Genomic DNA, 14728 nt, shown 5'->3' with positions numbered 1-14728 from the left:
CGGGTCTCGCTGATGATCATCGAGACCCTAGCCGGAGGCATCTGATCCGGACAATTGTTTTCAGCCTGCGGGCCACTCCCCGAGCCGCAGGGCGGCGGCCAGGCCCGGGCGGGGGCTGGAGAGGACGGGCACGGGGGTGCGGACGAGCCCGGCGGCCCCGGCCATGGAGGCCTGGGCCAGGACGATGACGTCCGCACCGGCGACGGCGTCCGCCGCCCCGGCCACGGCCGCGAGGTAGCCGTCGGTGTCACCGGCCTCGAAGAGCTCCCAGGCACCGTCCACGAGGTGCACGGCGACGGACACCTCCCGGCCGGCGGCTTCCTCGGCCAGCAGCTCCGCCGTCGGCCCGGCCGTCGAGGCGACGGTGGCCAGCACGGCGATCCGCGGCCCGGTACGGACGGCCTCGGCGGCCATCGGCCGGTCCACCCGGAGCACGGGGGCGCCGACGGCGGGCGCGAGGGCCTCCGCGACCGCCCCGAGCGTCGAGCAGGTGACCAGCACCGGCCCGCCCGCTTCCCCGAGCAGCCCGCGCAGGTCCGGGGCCACCGACTCCGGGCCCCGCTCGCGGGCCCGCTCCAGCAGCTCCGGGACCACCACGTGCCGCAGGACGGCGCCGGGGTGGTCCCGGTCGCGCAGCGCGTCGAAGACCGGGACGTGCACCGGGGAGGTGTGGAGCAGCGTCAGGTCCGCCGCCCCCGTCACCACAGGTCCGAGTCACCCGCCAGCTGCGCCTTGGCGGCCTCGACCACCTCGTCCGGGGCGCTGGGCGCCTGGTCGGGGTGCTTGGCGGCCCAGCTCGCCGCGTAGGGGCAGAGCGGCACGACCGGAACGCCCTCGGACGCGGCGATCCCGTAGAAGGCCTTCACCAGCTCCCCCGCGATGCCCCGGCCCTCGTGCCCCGGCTCGACCACCGTGTGCACGGCGACCAGCGCGTGGGGCTCGGCGGCGAGGACGAAGTAGGCGATGTACCCGACCACCGCGCCGTCTTCGACGGCCAGCAGCCGCCCGGCCCCGCGTTCGTCCCGCAGTTCGACCGCCATGTCTGCGACTCCCCTCAGACAGCCACCGCGTGGGGGCTGCGCTCCTGGTCCGTGCCCGGCACCGGAGCGGACGGATCCGACCCCAGCTCGATGATCCTATTGTCCGCGTCGACATGGACGACACGCGGCGCGAACCCCCGCGCCTCGGCGTCGTCGATCTGCGCGTAGCTGATCAGGATGACCAGGTCCCCGGGATGCACGAGGTGCGCGGCGGCCCCGTTGATCCCGATCACCCCGGAACCCCGCTCGCCTTCGATGACGTAGGTCTCCAGCCGCGCGCCGTTGGTGATGTCCACGATGTGGACGAGCTCCCCGGGCAACAGATCGGCCGCATCGAGCAGATCGGCATCGATGGTCACGGACCCGACGTAGTGCAGGTCGGCCTGCGTGACGGTGGCCCGGTGGATCTTGGACTTGAACATGGTGCGCAGCATCGAGGTACTCCTGGATCTAGGCTCCCTGCCTGCGTCTATGCAGGTCAAGTGCGGTTTTCCTACCCTACAACCAGTCGCGGGTCCAGTCAGGTTTCACCAGGTTTTTGAGGACTGATGCTGACCACTTGCTGACTTTATTGACACACCATCAGCCAACTTCGGAGGGGCTTGGGCATCCTCACCCTCTCCCCACCACGAAGACGTCGCCAGCCTACGCAACGACCCTCGCGCGTCGCCCAGGAGCACCACCACTGTGACTGGAGCCACCCTCAGAGACCGATGGCGACCACACGCCGGCACCCAACACCGACCCCTGGCCGACGCCTCCTCGGAGCACCACGGCGGATCCGTGAACTGGAACGGCCCGACGTGCTCATCCTCGATGACTTCGCCATGCGCCAGCTCGCCGCGTCCCAGGCCGATGACCTCTATGAACTGGCCAGCGAACGGCAGAGCCGATCCCTGATCATCACCAGCAACCGGGCACCCAGCGACTGGTATCCCCTCTTCCCGGACCCGGTCGTCGCCGAGTCGCTGCTGGACCGGCTGATCAACACCATTCACCAGGTCATCATGAACGGTCCCAGCTACCGCCCGAACAAGCGGCCCAAGAACCCCACCGACAAACCCGACAAGCCCCCGGTCCGCTAACGCCCAGCCCAGTCCACGTTCCATTCCCTCGGCAGGTCCTCGTCACAGAAGACGCAGACGAAGTCCTCCTCCCGAACAATGTTCAGCTGGCTACAGGCGGGACAGCGCCGGAACATCACCTCGTAAATGAAGCCGGAAGGCTGCTCGATCCCGGCTGCGTCCAGAGCCTTCGCGACGGCCGGCCACGAGCTGATGTCAGGGCAGTATCCGGTCGACTGGTTACTCACCTCGCCGACCACCCACTGCCCGGACTCCTCGCGGAAGCTCATCTCTCCGGCACCGAGAACGGGACCGCCGCCAGCGCACACCACGTGCTCGCTCCGGCGCGGGGCGAGCCGCAGCACGCCCGCCGAGTCGATGACGAACGCGGCACTAGCTCCACCGCTGCCAGACCCAACACCCAGTCGTTTAAGGCCGCCACCGAGTGGAGGAGCCTTCCGGTGAACTGGACCGTGCGCTCGGAGGCCTCTGACAGTGCTCATGATCAGCAGACCTCGCTCACGAATCCGCAGGCCTTCCAACTCGGACGGGACGGTCGGTGTGGTCGGCCCAGTAGTCGGTGATCATCTCGCCGGGCCAGGCGGGGACGGCGACCGTGCCGCGGGGGCCCATCTGCGGGAAGTAAGGGGCAAGATCGAACACGGGGGTGCCGTCGACGGCATCGAGATCGGTGACGTGCAGGTCCAGTCCGTTCACGCGAAGCAGGCGGGGGAAGGACGTGGCCAGTCGTGCCGGCCTGCGGTGGTTACGGTGGACGAACGTACCCGTGGCAGGCCAACGGGGGTTCCCCCGGGGGCTGCGGGCGTGGAGCTCCACATCGGTGGGGGACGCCAGGGTGAAGGGCCATGTAAGCACCAGGTGCGAGAACTCTTCGATTCCCTGGAGGACTTCTTCGGGGAAGTCGGCGTTCAGGCGGATGATGGCCTGGGCGCCTCCCTGGTAGTCATCCAGGGGCGTGGTGTGGCCGCCGACAACCGTGGCGACGGGCGTGCAGGTGAAGGTCTGCTCGGACACGATGTTCCCCTGATCGGTCCGGCCGGAGGCTGGCTCCGGCGGCTTGCTGGCGGCGTGGCCGGGTCGGACTACGTGGGCGAGGAGCTCGCGGGCCCGCTGGTCGAGGGCTGCGGCCATATGGCCGCCGCGGCCTTGACCGGGGAAAGGGACCGTCGCATCTGGACGACGGTGTCGCGTGCCCGGCCGGAGCGGATGCCGGCCATGGCGTCCAAGGCCCGGGTCCACGTCTGGCACGCGTCGTCGAGGTGGCCTTGGCGGACCTGGACGTCTCCGAGGTATCCCAGGGTCACTGCGTGGGTGCGTGCGTACGGGAGCGCTCGGGTGCGGACGCTGCGCCGGAAGGCGGCTTCGGCGCCCTTGAGGTCGCCCAGGTCTCGCAGGGTGCAGGCCATCTCGTGCGACAGGGACGCCTCCGCGAAGAACGCCACCCGGTCGGGTTCCTCGATGCCGGGGTCAGCGGCGGCCAGGTCCGTGCTCGCGCGGGTCAGGGCGGCCAGCGCCTCCTTCTTCCCCCGTACATGTCGGAGCCCCCCTCCGTCGGCCATGCCGACGAGCTCCGAGATCTGTGGGGCGGGGCTGTCATCAGGTGCCGAGGAGGCGGGCTGAGGAGCTGAGTGCGTGCCGGGCGAGAGCGGCTGCCCCGACGAGGCCGGCATCAGTGCCGAGCTGTGCCGGGACAAGAACGGTGCCGGTCGTGAACGGCAGGGTGGCGTAGGACGCGAGATGCTGCCGGAGGGGGGCGAAGAGGATCTCGCCTGACCGGGCGACACCGCCGCCGATCACGGCGGCCTCGATTTCCACGAGAGCGGCGGTGGCGGCAATGCCCGCCGCGAGAGCCTGCGCTGCGCGGTCGAAGGCGTACAAGGCAACAGGGTCACCTGCCAGCGCCGCGGCCGCCACACCGGTTGCGGAGGCGTCGCCGCCGGTCGGCTGCCAGCCGGCCTCGGCGGCGGTGCGGGCGATGGCGGTGCCGCTGGCCAGGCCCTCCAGGCAGCCGCGTGAACCGCAGGGGCAGGGCCGGCCCGCGAAGTCGATGCTCATGTGGCCGAGGTGTCCGGCGTTGCCGGAGGGGCCGGTGTGCAGGCGGCCGTCGATGACCAGGCCCGCGCCGACGCCGGTGGAGACGACCAGACAGAGGGCATTGCGGTAGGGGCGCGCGGCGCCGCGCCAGTGCTCGGCGGCGGTCATCGCCACGGCGTCCCCGCCGAGGACGACAGGCAGGTCCCTGACCGCAGAATGAGCCGCAACCTCGGTTCGGAGCGGGAAACCGCGCCAGGACGGGATGTTCACCGGACTGACGGTGCCGCCCTCGGTGTTGACCGGTCCGGCGCTCCCGATACCGACAGCGCGTACGGAGGGCCACAGCGGATGCTGCGCCAGCAGATCGATCACTCGGTACACCGCCTCCAGCATCTCGAGACTGCTGCCGCGGGCGGGAGTGGGCCACTGGACCTGGTACAGGAGGTTGCCCTGCGGGTCCACAACGCCGCCGGCGATCTTCGTGCCGCCGATGTCGAGAGCACCCAGAAGCGGCCCGGGGGTGCGCCGGGCTTCGATGACGACATCTATGTCACTCACTGTGATGTCTCCGCAGGGGTAGCGGGGCTGCGGCATGACGGTGTGGTGATGGCGCGGCCGGACGGTCTGATGGCTCTCACGAGATTAGACAACGTTGTCGAGTCGACCTCGATCGCGATCGGAAAACGAGACTGGATCGTCATTTAGTTAGGTAAAGATTTAGTAAATCCACGAGGTACTGCCAACAAATGGCCTGGATATCAATGTTGACCGATCTATGGACACGGTCTGATGTGACATCTACGTTAAACGTCCAACAGCCCCGGAAGCTGTTCGAGCACCCCGGGCGTCACTTGCCGATCCCACAAGACGACCAGCGCGAAGGATGAGCGAAGATGCGCAGAGGATGGATGGCCGTGGCGGCCGCAACCATGATTGTGCTCACTGCCTGTAGCAGCAACGGCGGTGGAAACTCGTCCTCCGCTGCGAGCGCGGCCGCTGACCCGGCGAAGGTGGCCGGTGACATCACGGTGCTGACCAACCGGACCGACCAGATCACGGACGGGACGCTGAAGAAGTACGCCGACGAGTTCGCCAAGGTCTACCCGCACGTCAAGGTGAAGTTCGAGGGGATCACCGACTACGAGGGCGAAGTCAAGATCCGGATGAACACCGAGAACTACGGTGACGTCCTGCTGATCCCCAACAGCCTGTCGGTCAGTCAGTACCCCACGTTCTTCTCCTCGTTGGGCGAGGCCTCCGAGCTGTCGAAAACCTTCGACTGGACCGACTACGCGAACGTGGGCGGCAAGGTCTACGGCCTGGCCAACGTCGGCGTCGCGACCGGCCTGGTCTACAACAAGGCGGTCTGGAAGCAGGCCGGCATCACAGAGTGGCCCAGGACGCAGCAGGAGTTCATCGACGGCCTGAAGGCCATCAAGGCCAAAACACAAGCGACCCCGTACTACACGAACTATCACGACGGCTGGCCGCTGCGGCAGTGGACCGACTCCATCGGCGTACCCAGCTGCGATGTCAAGACCAAGGATTCGCTGGCCACCACCCCCGATCCCTGGGGGCCCGGCAAGGACCTGAACGCGATCGACGGCCTGCTCTACAGCACCGTGCACGAGAAGCTCAGCGAGGCCGACCCGACGACGACGAACTGGGAGAACTCCAAGACCCTGCTCGGGTCGGGCAAGGTCGGTGCGATGGCGCTCGGCTCGTGGGCGATCCCGCAGGTGCGGGCCGCCGCCAAGGCCGCTGGGCAGAACCCGGACGACATCGGCTACATGCCGTTCTCACAGGCGTCCGCCGACGGGAAGCTCTGCACCATCGTGCAGCCGGACTACAAGTACGCCGTCAACACGCACTCCAAGAACAAAGAGGCGTCGCGGGCCTGGATCGACTGGTTCATCACCAAGTCGGGGAGCTCCCAGGCGGAGGAGGCCATCTCCTCGGTCAAGGGCACGCCGCTGCCGGCCACTCTCAAGCCCTTCGAGGAGAAGGGCGTGAAGGTGATCCCGCAGGCTCAGGAGAAGTCCGCCGCCGTCAGCAAGATCGACAAGGGTGCGGAGATCGGCCTCGACACTCCCGACTACCGCCAGAAGCTGGTCGACATCGCCCGCGGCGCGGCTCGTGGTGACCAGAACAGCTACTTCGCGGAGCTGAACAAGAAGTGGGCCGAGTCGCTGAAGACGGTCGCAGGCTGACACCTCCGAACGAGCGGCGTGGCCGGCAAACGACCGGCCGCCCCGGCCATCCGGCCGCGCCGCTTCCCGGAGTGTCCTGCACGACGAAGGAACGAAGATGACTGCACTGCAGAAGGACAGAGGACCGGGACCGCTCCCCGCGCGCGGTCCGGCCGCACCGCCCCCGCACGCTCCGGGCCGAAGGTCACGGCGACGGGGCACCCGCAGGTACTGGTGGTTCACGCCCTGGCTCTACCTGCTGGCGCCGCTGGCGCTGCTGGCGGCCTTCACCTACTTGCCGATCGCGGAGATGGCCGGTTACAGCTTCACCGACTGGGACGGCATCAGTCCCACGAGTGAGAACGTCGGGACCGAGAACTACACCGGCCTGTTCACCCGGCCGGAGCTGTTCAAGGTGTTCCTCGTCAGCGGCGTCTATCTGCTCGCCTCCTTCGTGCAGATCGCGGCCGCCCTGTTCTTCGCCACAGTGCTGAGCTTCAACACCCGCTTCCGGAACTTCTTCAAGGGCATCCTGTTCTTCCCGTACCTGATCAACGGCGTTGCGATCGGTTTCGTGTTCCTGTACTTCTTCCAGCCCGGCGGCACCCTCGACTCGGTCCTGCGACTGCTCGGCGCACACGGTGAGCACCTGTGGCTGGGCGACCCCGACCTGGTGAACAAGGCCCTGGCGGGAGTGTCGGTCTGGCGTTACACGGGCCTGAACATGGTGCTGTTCCTGGGAGCGATCCAGTCCATCCCGCCGCACCTGTACGAGGCCGCGGCGCTGGACGGCGCCAACAGCTGGCAGCAGTTCCGCCACATCATCGCGCCCGGCATCAAGCCCATCATCAGCCTCAGCGTGATCTTGGGGATCTCCGGATCGCTGGCGGTCTTCGAGATCCCGTACATCATGACGGGCGGTGCCAACGGCAGCGAGACGTTCGTCATCCAGACCATCAAGCTCGCGTTCAAGTTCGACAAGGTCGGCCTGGCGTCCGCGTCCGCCATCGTTCTCCTGATCTTGATCCTGATCGTGACCTGGATCCAGCGCCGGTTCGTACCGGAGGAGAGGGTTGAACTGTCGTGACCGCCAACGCTGCCGCCACCACCCCGCACAGCCGCTCCCCCCGGCCCCGCGCGGCCCTCACGGGCGTGGGCAAGTACCTCTCGCTCGTCCTTGCCGCCGCGGTCGTCGTCATTCCGCTCGTGGTGATCCTGTTCACGTCGCTGAAGGCCAGTCAGGAGGTCGGCAGCACGGGTCCGCTGACGCTGCCCGAGAACTGGTTCAACTTCGACAACTACGTCGACGCCTTCCGGCAGGGCAACATGCTGCAGGCCTTCGTCAACACCACGATCATCCTGGTGGTCTCCACCGCCGGGACCGTCCTGATCGGCTCGATGACCGCCTACGCCATCGACCGGTTCGAGTTCCGGATGAAGAAGCTGGTCGTGGGACTGTTCCTGGTCGCCACCCTGGTCCCCGGAGTCACCACCCAGGTCGCGACCTTCCAGATCGTCAACGACCTCGGTGCGTTCAACACCCGCTGGGCGCCGATCCTGCTGTACCTCGGCACCGACATCGTCTCGATCTACGTCTTTCTGCAGTTCATCCGCTCCATCCCGGTCTCCCTGGACGAGGCGGCCCGCCTGGACGGCGCGAACTCCTTCACCATCTACCGGCGGATCATCCTGCCGATGCTGAAGCCCGCGATCGCCACGGTGGTCATCGTCAAGGGCATCACCGTCTACAACGACTTCTACATACCCTTCCTCTACATGCCGGCCTCCGATCTCGGGACCATCTCCACTTCCCTCTTCCGGTTCAAGGGCCCCTTCGGCGCGCACTGGGAGACCATCTCGGCCGGCACCGTCCTCGTCATCCTGCCCACCCTCGTCGTCTTCCTCGCCCTCCAGCGGTTCATCTACAGCGGCTTCGCAGCCGGTTCCACGAAGTGACCCGAGCCTGCGGTCGACGCCGCACCTTGGCTGTGGCACCGCGCACCGGCCGGCGGAAGGAGAAGCGATGACCGCGCGCGTCACCATCCGGGACGTCGCCGCCCGGGCGGGGGTGTCCACCGGGGCGGTGTCCCTGGCCCTGAACGACCGGCCCGGCCTCTCCGCCACCACGAGGGAGCGGATCCGCGTCGCCGCCGCCGACCTCGGCTGGATCCCCAGCAAGGCCGCCCGGAGCCTCGGCGGGCGGGCAGGGCAGGCCGACACCGTCGGCCTGGTCATCGCCCGCCCCGCCCGCCAGCTCGGACTGGAGCCCTTTTTCATGGAGTTCATCTCCGGCATCGAGAGCGTCCTGGAGCAAGAGGCGGCGACCCTGCTGCTGCGCCTGGTTCGCGACCAGGCGCAAGAGATCGCCGTCCACCAGCAGTGGTGGAAGACCCGCCAGGTCAGCGGCTCCATCCTGGTCGACCTGGTCGAGGCCGACCCCCGGGTCCCCGCACTCGCCCGGCTCGGCATGCCCGTCGTCGCCGCCGGACACTCCGGACTCGCCGGCCCGGACGCCACCGCGGTATGGACGGACGACGGCGCCGCGATCGAGGAAGCCGTCCGCTACCTCGCGCTCCTCGGCCACCGCCGGATCGCCCGCGTCGGAGGCGACCCCTCACTGGGCCACACCATCATCCGCTCGCGCGCCCTGCGGCGGATCACCGCCGAGCTCGGGCTGGAGGAGCCGCGCATCCTCCCCACGGACTACTCCGGCCAGGCCGGCGCCCGCGCCACCCGCATGTTGCTCACCTCCGGTGACCAGCGGCCCACGGCGATCATCTACGACAACGACATCATGGCCGTCGCCAGCCTCGCCGTCGCCGCAGAGCTCGGCCTGCAGGTCCCCCGGGACCTGAGTCTGATCGCCTGGGACGACTCACAGCTGTGCCGCCTCACCCACCCCACCCTGTCCGCGATGAGCCATGACGTCCACGGGTTCGGCGCCCAGGTCGCCCAGAGCCTGTTCGACCTGGTCGGCCGCCGCCCGGTCTCCTCCGGGCCCGCCGCGACCCCGGTTCTGGTACCACGCGGCAGCACAGCCCCCGCCGCCGCGTCCTGACCCGGCCTGAGACCCCGGCCCGCTCCCGACTCCTCCTGAGGGTGAGGAGCCACGGGAGCGGGCCGGTCCCCGAACGCCTGCGCGTCCCCGCCCGGCCCCTCCCGATCCGGAGCCCTGCCATGAGCCAGCCCCAGCCCACCGCCGGTCTGCTGACCAACCAGATCCGCCGCTACGCGTGGGGATCGCGCACCGCCATCGCCCAGCTGACCGACCGCGCCCCCGACGGTCTGCCCGAGGCGGAACTATGGATGGGCGCCCACCCGGCCGCCCCGTCCCGAACGGACCGGGGCAACGGACCCGAACCCCTCGACGACATCATCGCCCGCGACCCGGCCCGCGAAGTCGGCGAGCGCGTCACCACGGGCTTCGGAGCACGGCTGCCGTTCCTGCTCAAGATCCTCGCCGCCGGAACACGCCCTCTCCGTTCAGGTCCATCCCACCACCGCCCAGGCCCAGGCCGGATTCGCCGCCGAAGAGACGGCGGGAATCCCCATCGAGGCGCCGCACCGCATCTACAAGGACCCACACCACAAACCAGAACTGCTCCGCGCCCTGGACGAGTTCGACGCGCTGTGCGGATTCCGGGAACCCGCCGCCAGCGCAGACCTCCTGGCAGCTCTGCGCCTTCCAGAACTCGGCCACTGGATCCGCATCCTGCGCACGGCCGGCTCCCAGACCGCGCTGCGCACCGTACTCACCGAGGCACTGGGCCCAGACCGGCAGCGCGGAACTGCGGCCGCCCTCGCCCTGGCTCCCGCGCTGGAGCGTGCCGCCCGCACACCGGGGCCGCACACCCGGGCCCGCACACCGGGGCCGCACACCCGGACCTACGCCGCGTACGCGGCCGCCGCCCGGGACTACCCGGCGGACCCGGGAATCGTCGCCGCGCTGCTGCTCAACCACGTCCGGCTGGAGCCGGGCGAGGCCCTGTACCTCGACGCCCGCGTCCCGCACGCCTACCTGCGCGGCACCGGCGTGGAGGTCATGGCCAACTCCGACAACGTCCTGCGCTGCGGCCTGACGCCCAAGCACGTCGACGTGGACGCCCTCGCAGCCGTCGTCGACTTCCGCCCCGCCCCGCCCACCCTCGTCCCCGCCACCGCGAGTGACGGAATCGAGAGGCACTACCGGGCGCCCGCCGCCGAGTTCGCACTCTCGCGGCTCGACGTCGCGAAGCCGGTCACCCTCGACGACGACGGCCCGCAGATCCTGCTCTGCACCGAGGGAAGCGTCGTGCTCCACCAGGCGGGTGGACTCCTGACTCTGGGCCGGGGGGAGAGGCCTTCCTCCCGGCCGCGGGCGCGCCCGCCGAGGTAGCCGGCACCGCACAACTCCACCGCGTCCGGGTCCCGCTGACCGGGTCCCGCTGACCGCGCCACTCCCACCCACCAGGCGCTGTGCGCCCGCCTCACGGAGGTCGGCCATCGCACTCGCCGACGAACCGCGCTGCCGCAGCAACCGGCTGACCCCGCACACGCCGCCGCGCAGCTGATCAGCGCCCACGCCAAGGCCATGACCGCCGTCGACTGACCGCCCCGCCGGTCTTCAACGCAGGCCCCGCCGTGCCGTCCACCCGGCCGGCGCGGCCGGTCACCAAAGGACCCCAGACCATGACCGCCGCACGCCCGGCCCGCCCGGTTCTGCTCTTCCAAGGCGACAGCATCACCGACGCCGGCCGCGACCGGGCCCTGATCGCCGGCCTGGGCCACGGCTACGCCGCGCTGGTAGCCGACCGGATGCGCGCCGCCAACCCCGCGCTCACCATCCTCAACCGCGGCGTCTCCGGCGACCGCCTCATCGATCTCGCGGACCGCTGGGAGCAGGACACCCTCGCCCACCACCCCGGCCTGCTTTCCGTCCTGATCGGCGTGAACGACACCTGGCGCCTCCAGGACAGCGCCCTGCCCTCCCCCGTGGACGCCTGGGAGGGCACCTATCGCCACCTGCTGACCCGCCTGCGCCGAAGGTGTGGCTCCCAGCTCGTCCTGATCGAACCCTTCCTCGTCCCCGTCACCACCGAGCAGTGGCTGTGGCGCCCCGACCTCGACGCCCGCATCCACGCGGTGCGCCGCCTGGCGGCCGAGTTCGACGCGCTCCTGCTGGCAGCCGACGGCCTGCTCAACCAGGCCGCCCGCGCCGCGGGCCGCCCCGAGCTGATCGCGGCCGACGGCGTACATCCCACACCGCTGGGGCACCACGTCCTCGCGGAAGCCTGGGCCGCCCTGGTACCGGCCCTCTGACGGCCGCTGGCCTTCTGCTCGACCGCTTGCGCGGTGACAGCACCCCGGCGCGGCGCATCGAGATGTGCACCCGCCTGAGGGTCAGGGGATCCGCCGAGGTCCCGCCGCGGGCCGGCGCCGGGCAGGCAGGCGGGCTCCTCAGCGGTGTGACCTGACAGGATGGGACCGCGGCGCGCGGACACGCGCTGCGGTCCCATCAACGTGCCGAAGGGGAATCAGCATGCAGCACCGGGTGACGATCCGGGACGTCGCTGCCCGCGCCGGAGTGTCCGCGGGGGCCGTCTCGCTCGCCCTCAACGGCCGGCCTGGTGTCTCCGAGGCGACCCGCCGCCGCATCACCGAGGCCGCCCGCGACCTGGGCTGGTCCCCCAATCTCGCGGCCCGCTCGCTGGGCCGCGGCCCCCAGGTGCACACCATCGGCATGGCGATCAGCCGCGAAGCGGGGGCCGGGGGGCTGGACGCCCTCCACATGGCCCTCATCGGCGGCATCGAGAGCGTCCTGTCCGAGCGGCCCTGCTCCCTACTGCTGCACCTCACCACCAGCCGGGAGGCGGAGATCGCCCTGTACCGGAAGTGGTGGCAGTCCGGCCAGGTCAACGGAGCGGTCCTGACCGGCGTGGCCGCCGACGACCCCCGGATCCAGCCGATGCAGCATCTGGGGATCCCTGTGGTCGCCGTCGCCCACCCCGACCACAGCGGACCCTTCCCGGCGGTGTGGAGCGACGACGCGGCGGCGATCTCCGAGGCGATGCGCTACCTCGCCGTCCTGGGCCACCGCAGGCTCGCCCACGTCACGGGCCCTGTCGGCCTCGGCAGCGCCTTGGTGCGCTCGAAGGCGTTCCAGGACACCGCCGCCGAGCTCTCCCTCGACGACCACCGGTCCGTGCACACGGACCTGTCGGCCCATCAGGGCGCCAGAGTCACGCGGACGCTGCTCGCCGGCGCGGACCGGCCCACGGCGATCGTCTATGACAACGACATCATGGCGGTGGCAGGTCTGGCGGTCACCGCCGAGCTGGGCCTGCGCGTGCCCGAGGACGTGTCACTCGTCGCCTGGGACGACTCCGACCTGTGCCAGATCACCAGACCCGCCTTGTCTGCCCTCAGCCACGACCCCTTCGCGTTCGGGTCCCAGGTCGCCCGCTGCCTGCTGCGGCTCCTGGACACCGGACGGGCCGAATCCCGCACCTCCGGCACCTCCGTGCTGATCCCGCGCGGCACCACCGGGCCGTTGCCGCGCCGTCCGTGAACCGTATGCGGGGAAGCGGCGGGGGCCCTCAGGCGGGCGGAGCGCCAGTGCTGCCGCGCGGAGTCAGCTGTGGTGCCAAGTCCTCGTATCCGTCGGTCTTCTGACCCGAGATCAGCGACAGCAACGTCCGGGCTGCGTTCGCACCGTAGGCATGGATGTCCCGGGTGAGCGCGGTGAGCGGCGGCCGCACGACCTGGACCAGCGGCGAGTCGTCCCAGGCGACGATCGACAGGTCCCTCGGCACCTCGAGACCCATCTCCTGCGCGACCGACAGCCCGGCGACCGCCGTCATGTCGTTGTCGTAGAGGATCGCGGTCGGCCGGCTGGGGGAAAGCAGCAGCCGCCGGGTCGCCCGAGCGCCCTCCACGCCGGTGTAGTCGGTGTGGACGACAGGCATGGCCTCCAGGCCGAGCTCGCCGCCCACGGCGATGAACGCCCGGTCGCGCAGCGAGGTGTGGACCAGGCCGGCGAGTCCGGCGACCCGGCCCACCTTGCGGTGACCGAGCGCCGCGAGGTACTCCAGCGTCTCGCGGATCGCGGCCGCGTCGTCGGACCACACCGGCGTCAGAGAGCCCGATCCCGAGGGGTGACCGATCACCACCGTCGGCAGGCCCATCTCCTCCAACGGCGGCACTCGCGCGTCGTCCTCTCGAAGGTCGACCAGGACCGCACCGTCGATCTGGCCTTCGCCCCACCAGCGCCGGTACGCCTCCAGACCGCGTTCGTGGTCGGAGACGACCTGGAGCGCCAGCGAGTAGGACGCGTCGGACAGGACGCTCTCGATCCCGCCGATGAGCTCCATGAAGAACGGCTCGGTGCCCAGCATCCGGGCCGGCCGCGCGAGCGCCAGTCCCACTGCGGAGGACTTCGCGCCGCTCAGCGCCCGCGCGGCACTGTTGCGCACGAAACCGATCTCCTCGGCCACGGCCGCGATCCGGGCCCGAGTCGCCTCCGAGACACCCGGCTGGCCGTTCAGCGCGTTGGACACCGAGACCTTGGATACGCCGACGATCTTGGCGATATCGGCGATCGTGGGCCGCCGCGCGGCAGGATTCTTCTGCTGGGACACCTGATCCACGAGGACCCTTCTGCATCGATGAGGCACATGTTCCGGTCCCAAGCTACTACGGGCCCGGCCGCCGCAGCCTCGTACCTCACACTCATGACAGCGACCGGTCAACCCCCTATGGCAACGGAAGAAGCACCACCCACACCGTACACGCGAACTAACCGGTTAATGCCTGGATCGGCTCACCGTAGGACGACGACCGGGTCCGCGCCCTCCAGCGCGCCCGGGCCGCCGGGGCACGTCCCACCACCCGCCGCCGTCAACCAGTCCACGGGCGCCTTGCCGGTGGGCTGCGGCCGGACGAATTCCATGAGGGCGGGCCTTTCCTAGGGTTCTGGTGGGGAGGGTCAGTGGGCAATGTAGCCGCCGTCGACGGGCAGGGCGATGCCGGTGACGTAGCTGGAGCCCGGGCTGCACAGCCACAGGACGGCCTGGGCGATCTCGTCGGCGGTACCAAGCCGGTTGATGGCCTGGCCGGCTTCTGCCCGGGCGCGGTCGAGTTCCCCGCCTTCGACCAGGGCGTCGACCATGGGGGTGGCGATGGTGCCGGGGCGGACCGCGTTGAGAGCCGACAGTGCGGCGAACCCGAACACGCCGATCAGCAGCGGCAGGCGGAACTCCGCGCCGCCCAGCCCGATCATCCCGCCGAGCACCCCGATGGCCGCCCCGGCGGCGAACACCAGGGGCATCGGGTGCGTCGAGCGGGTGGGAGCGAGGTCGTTGTCCATGGTCATGGCGGGCATCTTCGCGGGCCGCCACCCCCG

At 70.1% G+C, this 14728-nt stretch carries 17 protein-coding genes and 1 pseudogene; 8 read left to right on the top strand and 10 right to left on the bottom strand.

Features of this window, described 5'->3' with window-relative positions:
* Positions 1-60: 60 nt before the first annotated feature.
* From ACFYYT_RS12145 to panD, 3 genes are read right to left on the bottom strand one after another with little or no spacing between them, the layout of a single operon-like run.
* A complete protein-coding gene (locus tag ACFYYT_RS12145) occupies positions 61-702 on the bottom strand; it encodes an aspartate/glutamate racemase family protein (RefSeq protein WP_388607678.1) in 642 nt (213 codons plus the stop codon).
* Positions 699-1040 carry a GNAT family N-acetyltransferase gene (locus ACFYYT_RS12140; RefSeq protein ID WP_351828106.1) on the bottom strand — a complete coding sequence of 114 codons (342 nt, stop codon included), beginning with the start codon at positions 1038-1040 and terminating at the stop codon, positions 699-701. The genes ACFYYT_RS12145 and ACFYYT_RS12140 overlap by 4 nt, the downstream gene beginning before the upstream one ends.
* A 14-nt stretch (positions 1041-1054) precedes the next feature.
* Positions 1055-1474, bottom strand: coding sequence for an aspartate 1-decarboxylase (gene panD / locus ACFYYT_RS12135; RefSeq protein ID WP_351828108.1), 420 nt, complete (start codon positions 1472-1474; stop codon positions 1055-1057).
* Positions 1475-1753: 279 nt separating this feature from the next.
* On the opposite strand from panD, the gene ACFYYT_RS12130 reads away from it, so the two are divergent.
* Positions 1754-2125: an ATP-binding protein gene (locus ACFYYT_RS12130; protein ID WP_351828111.1), complete on the top strand. Its 372-nt coding sequence runs from the start codon at positions 1754-1756 to the stop codon at positions 2123-2125.
* Here the strand turns inward: ACFYYT_RS12130 and ACFYYT_RS12125 are convergent.
* The 4 genes from ACFYYT_RS12125 to ACFYYT_RS12110 all read right to left on the bottom strand — a co-directional run bounded on the left by ACFYYT_RS12125 (position 2122) and on the right by ACFYYT_RS12110 (position 4717).
* Positions 2122-2469 carry a hypothetical protein gene (locus ACFYYT_RS12125; protein WP_388607674.1) on the bottom strand — a complete coding sequence of 116 codons (348 nt, stop codon included), beginning with the start codon at positions 2467-2469 and terminating at the stop codon, positions 2122-2124. The genes ACFYYT_RS12130 and ACFYYT_RS12125 overlap by 4 nt on opposite strands.
* Positions 2470-2623: 154 nt before the next feature.
* A complete protein-coding gene (locus tag ACFYYT_RS12120; protein WP_351828154.1) occupies positions 2624-3139 on the bottom strand; it encodes a TrmO family methyltransferase in 516 nt (171 codons plus the stop codon).
* A 68-nt stretch (positions 3140-3207) separates the two neighbouring features.
* Positions 3208-3684, bottom strand: coding sequence for a hypothetical protein (locus ACFYYT_RS12115; protein ID WP_388607671.1), 477 nt, complete (start codon positions 3682-3684; stop codon positions 3208-3210).
* 37 nt (positions 3685-3721) lie between these two features.
* Positions 3722-4717 carry an ROK family protein gene (locus ACFYYT_RS12110; RefSeq protein WP_351828114.1) on the bottom strand — a complete coding sequence of 332 codons (996 nt, stop codon included), beginning with the start codon at positions 4715-4717 and terminating at the stop codon, positions 3722-3724.
* A 335-nt stretch (positions 4718-5052) separates the two neighbouring features.
* On the opposite strand from ACFYYT_RS12110, the gene ACFYYT_RS12105 reads away from it, so the two are divergent.
* From ACFYYT_RS12105 to ACFYYT_RS12075, 7 genes and pseudogenes are all read left to right on the top strand, one after another.
* On the top strand, positions 5053-6369 hold the full coding sequence (locus tag ACFYYT_RS12105) for an extracellular solute-binding protein (protein ID WP_351828117.1): 1317 nt from the start codon (positions 5053-5055) through the stop codon (positions 6367-6369).
* A gap of 97 nt (positions 6370-6466) precedes the next feature.
* Positions 6467-7435, top strand: coding sequence for a sugar ABC transporter permease (locus ACFYYT_RS12100; protein ID WP_351828120.1), 969 nt, complete (start codon positions 6467-6469; stop codon positions 7433-7435).
* Positions 7432-8304 (top strand): carbohydrate ABC transporter permease, encoded by an 873-nt coding sequence (locus ACFYYT_RS12095; protein WP_388607666.1) that lies wholly within the window; start codon positions 7432-7434, stop codon positions 8302-8304. The genes ACFYYT_RS12100 and ACFYYT_RS12095 overlap by 4 nt, the downstream gene beginning before the upstream one ends.
* A 67-nt stretch (positions 8305-8371) precedes the next feature.
* The gene (locus tag ACFYYT_RS12090; RefSeq protein WP_351828123.1) at positions 8372-9406 is read left to right on the top strand and encodes a LacI family DNA-binding transcriptional regulator; all 1035 of its coding nucleotides are present in this window, start codon (positions 8372-8374) and stop codon (positions 9404-9406) included.
* Between the two features lie 119 nt (positions 9407-9525).
* Positions 9526-10776, top strand: a pseudogene (gene manA / locus ACFYYT_RS12085) (mannose-6-phosphate isomerase, class I).
* A 240-nt stretch (positions 10777-11016) separates the two neighbouring features.
* Complete coding sequence (locus ACFYYT_RS12080) at positions 11017-11646, top strand: GDSL-type esterase/lipase family protein (protein ID WP_351828126.1); 630 nt, start codon at positions 11017-11019, stop codon at positions 11644-11646.
* A 220-nt stretch (positions 11647-11866) separates the two neighbouring features.
* Positions 11867-12895, top strand: a complete 1029-nt coding sequence (locus ACFYYT_RS12075; RefSeq protein ID WP_351828129.1) for a LacI family DNA-binding transcriptional regulator — start codon at positions 11867-11869, stop codon at positions 12893-12895.
* A 28-nt stretch (positions 12896-12923) separates the two neighbouring features.
* Here the strand turns inward: ACFYYT_RS12075 and ACFYYT_RS12070 are convergent, their stop codons facing one another.
* The 3 genes from ACFYYT_RS12070 to ACFYYT_RS12060 form a co-directional block, all read right to left on the bottom strand.
* On the bottom strand, positions 12924-13964 hold the full coding sequence (locus tag ACFYYT_RS12070) for a LacI family DNA-binding transcriptional regulator (protein WP_388607924.1): 1041 nt from the start codon (positions 13962-13964) through the stop codon (positions 12924-12926).
* Positions 13965-14146: 182 nt separating this feature from the next.
* On the bottom strand, positions 14147-14275 hold the full coding sequence (locus ACFYYT_RS12065) for a hypothetical protein (RefSeq protein WP_351828134.1): 129 nt from the start codon (positions 14273-14275) through the stop codon (positions 14147-14149).
* A 36-nt stretch (positions 14276-14311) separates the two neighbouring features.
* The gene (locus ACFYYT_RS12060; protein WP_388607661.1) at positions 14312-14698 is read right to left on the bottom strand and encodes an SDR family oxidoreductase; all 387 of its coding nucleotides are present in this window, start codon (positions 14696-14698) and stop codon (positions 14312-14314) included.
* Positions 14699-14728 lie beyond the last annotated feature (30 nt).

Origin of the sequence: Streptomyces sp. NPDC002032 (genome assembly GCF_042890765.1) — a bacterium.
In the GTDB taxonomy this organism is placed as follows: domain Bacteria; phylum Actinomycetota; class Actinomycetes; order Streptomycetales; family Streptomycetaceae; genus Streptomyces.
Note: the sequence above shows the minus strand (reverse complement) of the source record. Positions and strands in the feature narration are given on the sequence as shown.

Excerpts from the sequence above, each read along its gene's own strand:
- ACFYYT_RS12080 (WP_351828126.1), top strand. The coding sequence starts at position 11,017 with ATGACCGCCGCACGCCCGGCCCGCCCGGTTCTGCTCTTCCAAGGCGAC.
- ACFYYT_RS12065 (WP_351828134.1), bottom strand. The coding sequence starts at position 14,275 with ATGGAATTCGTCCGGCCGCAGCCCACCGGCAAGGCGCCCGTGGACTGG.
- ACFYYT_RS12140 (WP_351828106.1), bottom strand. The coding sequence starts at position 1,040 with ATGGCGGTCGAACTGCGGGACGAACGCGGGGCCGGGCGGCTGCTGGCC.
- ACFYYT_RS12090 (WP_351828123.1), top strand. The coding sequence starts at position 8,372 with ATGACCGCGCGCGTCACCATCCGGGACGTCGCCGCCCGGGCGGGGGTG.
- ACFYYT_RS12130 (WP_351828111.1), top strand. The coding sequence starts at position 1,754 with ATGGCGACCACACGCCGGCACCCAACACCGACCCCTGGCCGACGCCTC.
- panD (WP_351828108.1), bottom strand. The coding sequence starts at position 1,474 with ATGCTGCGCACCATGTTCAAGTCCAAGATCCACCGGGCCACCGTCACG.
- ACFYYT_RS12060 (WP_388607661.1), bottom strand. The coding sequence starts at position 14,698 with ATGACCATGGACAACGACCTCGCTCCCACCCGCTCGACGCACCCGATG.
- ACFYYT_RS12100 (WP_351828120.1), top strand. The coding sequence starts at position 6,467 with ATGACTGCACTGCAGAAGGACAGAGGACCGGGACCGCTCCCCGCGCGC.
- ACFYYT_RS12115 (WP_388607671.1), bottom strand. The coding sequence starts at position 3,684 with ATGGCCGACGGAGGGGGGCTCCGACATGTACGGGGGAAGAAGGAGGCG.
- ACFYYT_RS12075 (WP_351828129.1), top strand. The coding sequence starts at position 11,867 with ATGCAGCACCGGGTGACGATCCGGGACGTCGCTGCCCGCGCCGGAGTG.
- ACFYYT_RS12105 (WP_351828117.1), top strand. The coding sequence starts at position 5,053 with ATGCGCAGAGGATGGATGGCCGTGGCGGCCGCAACCATGATTGTGCTC.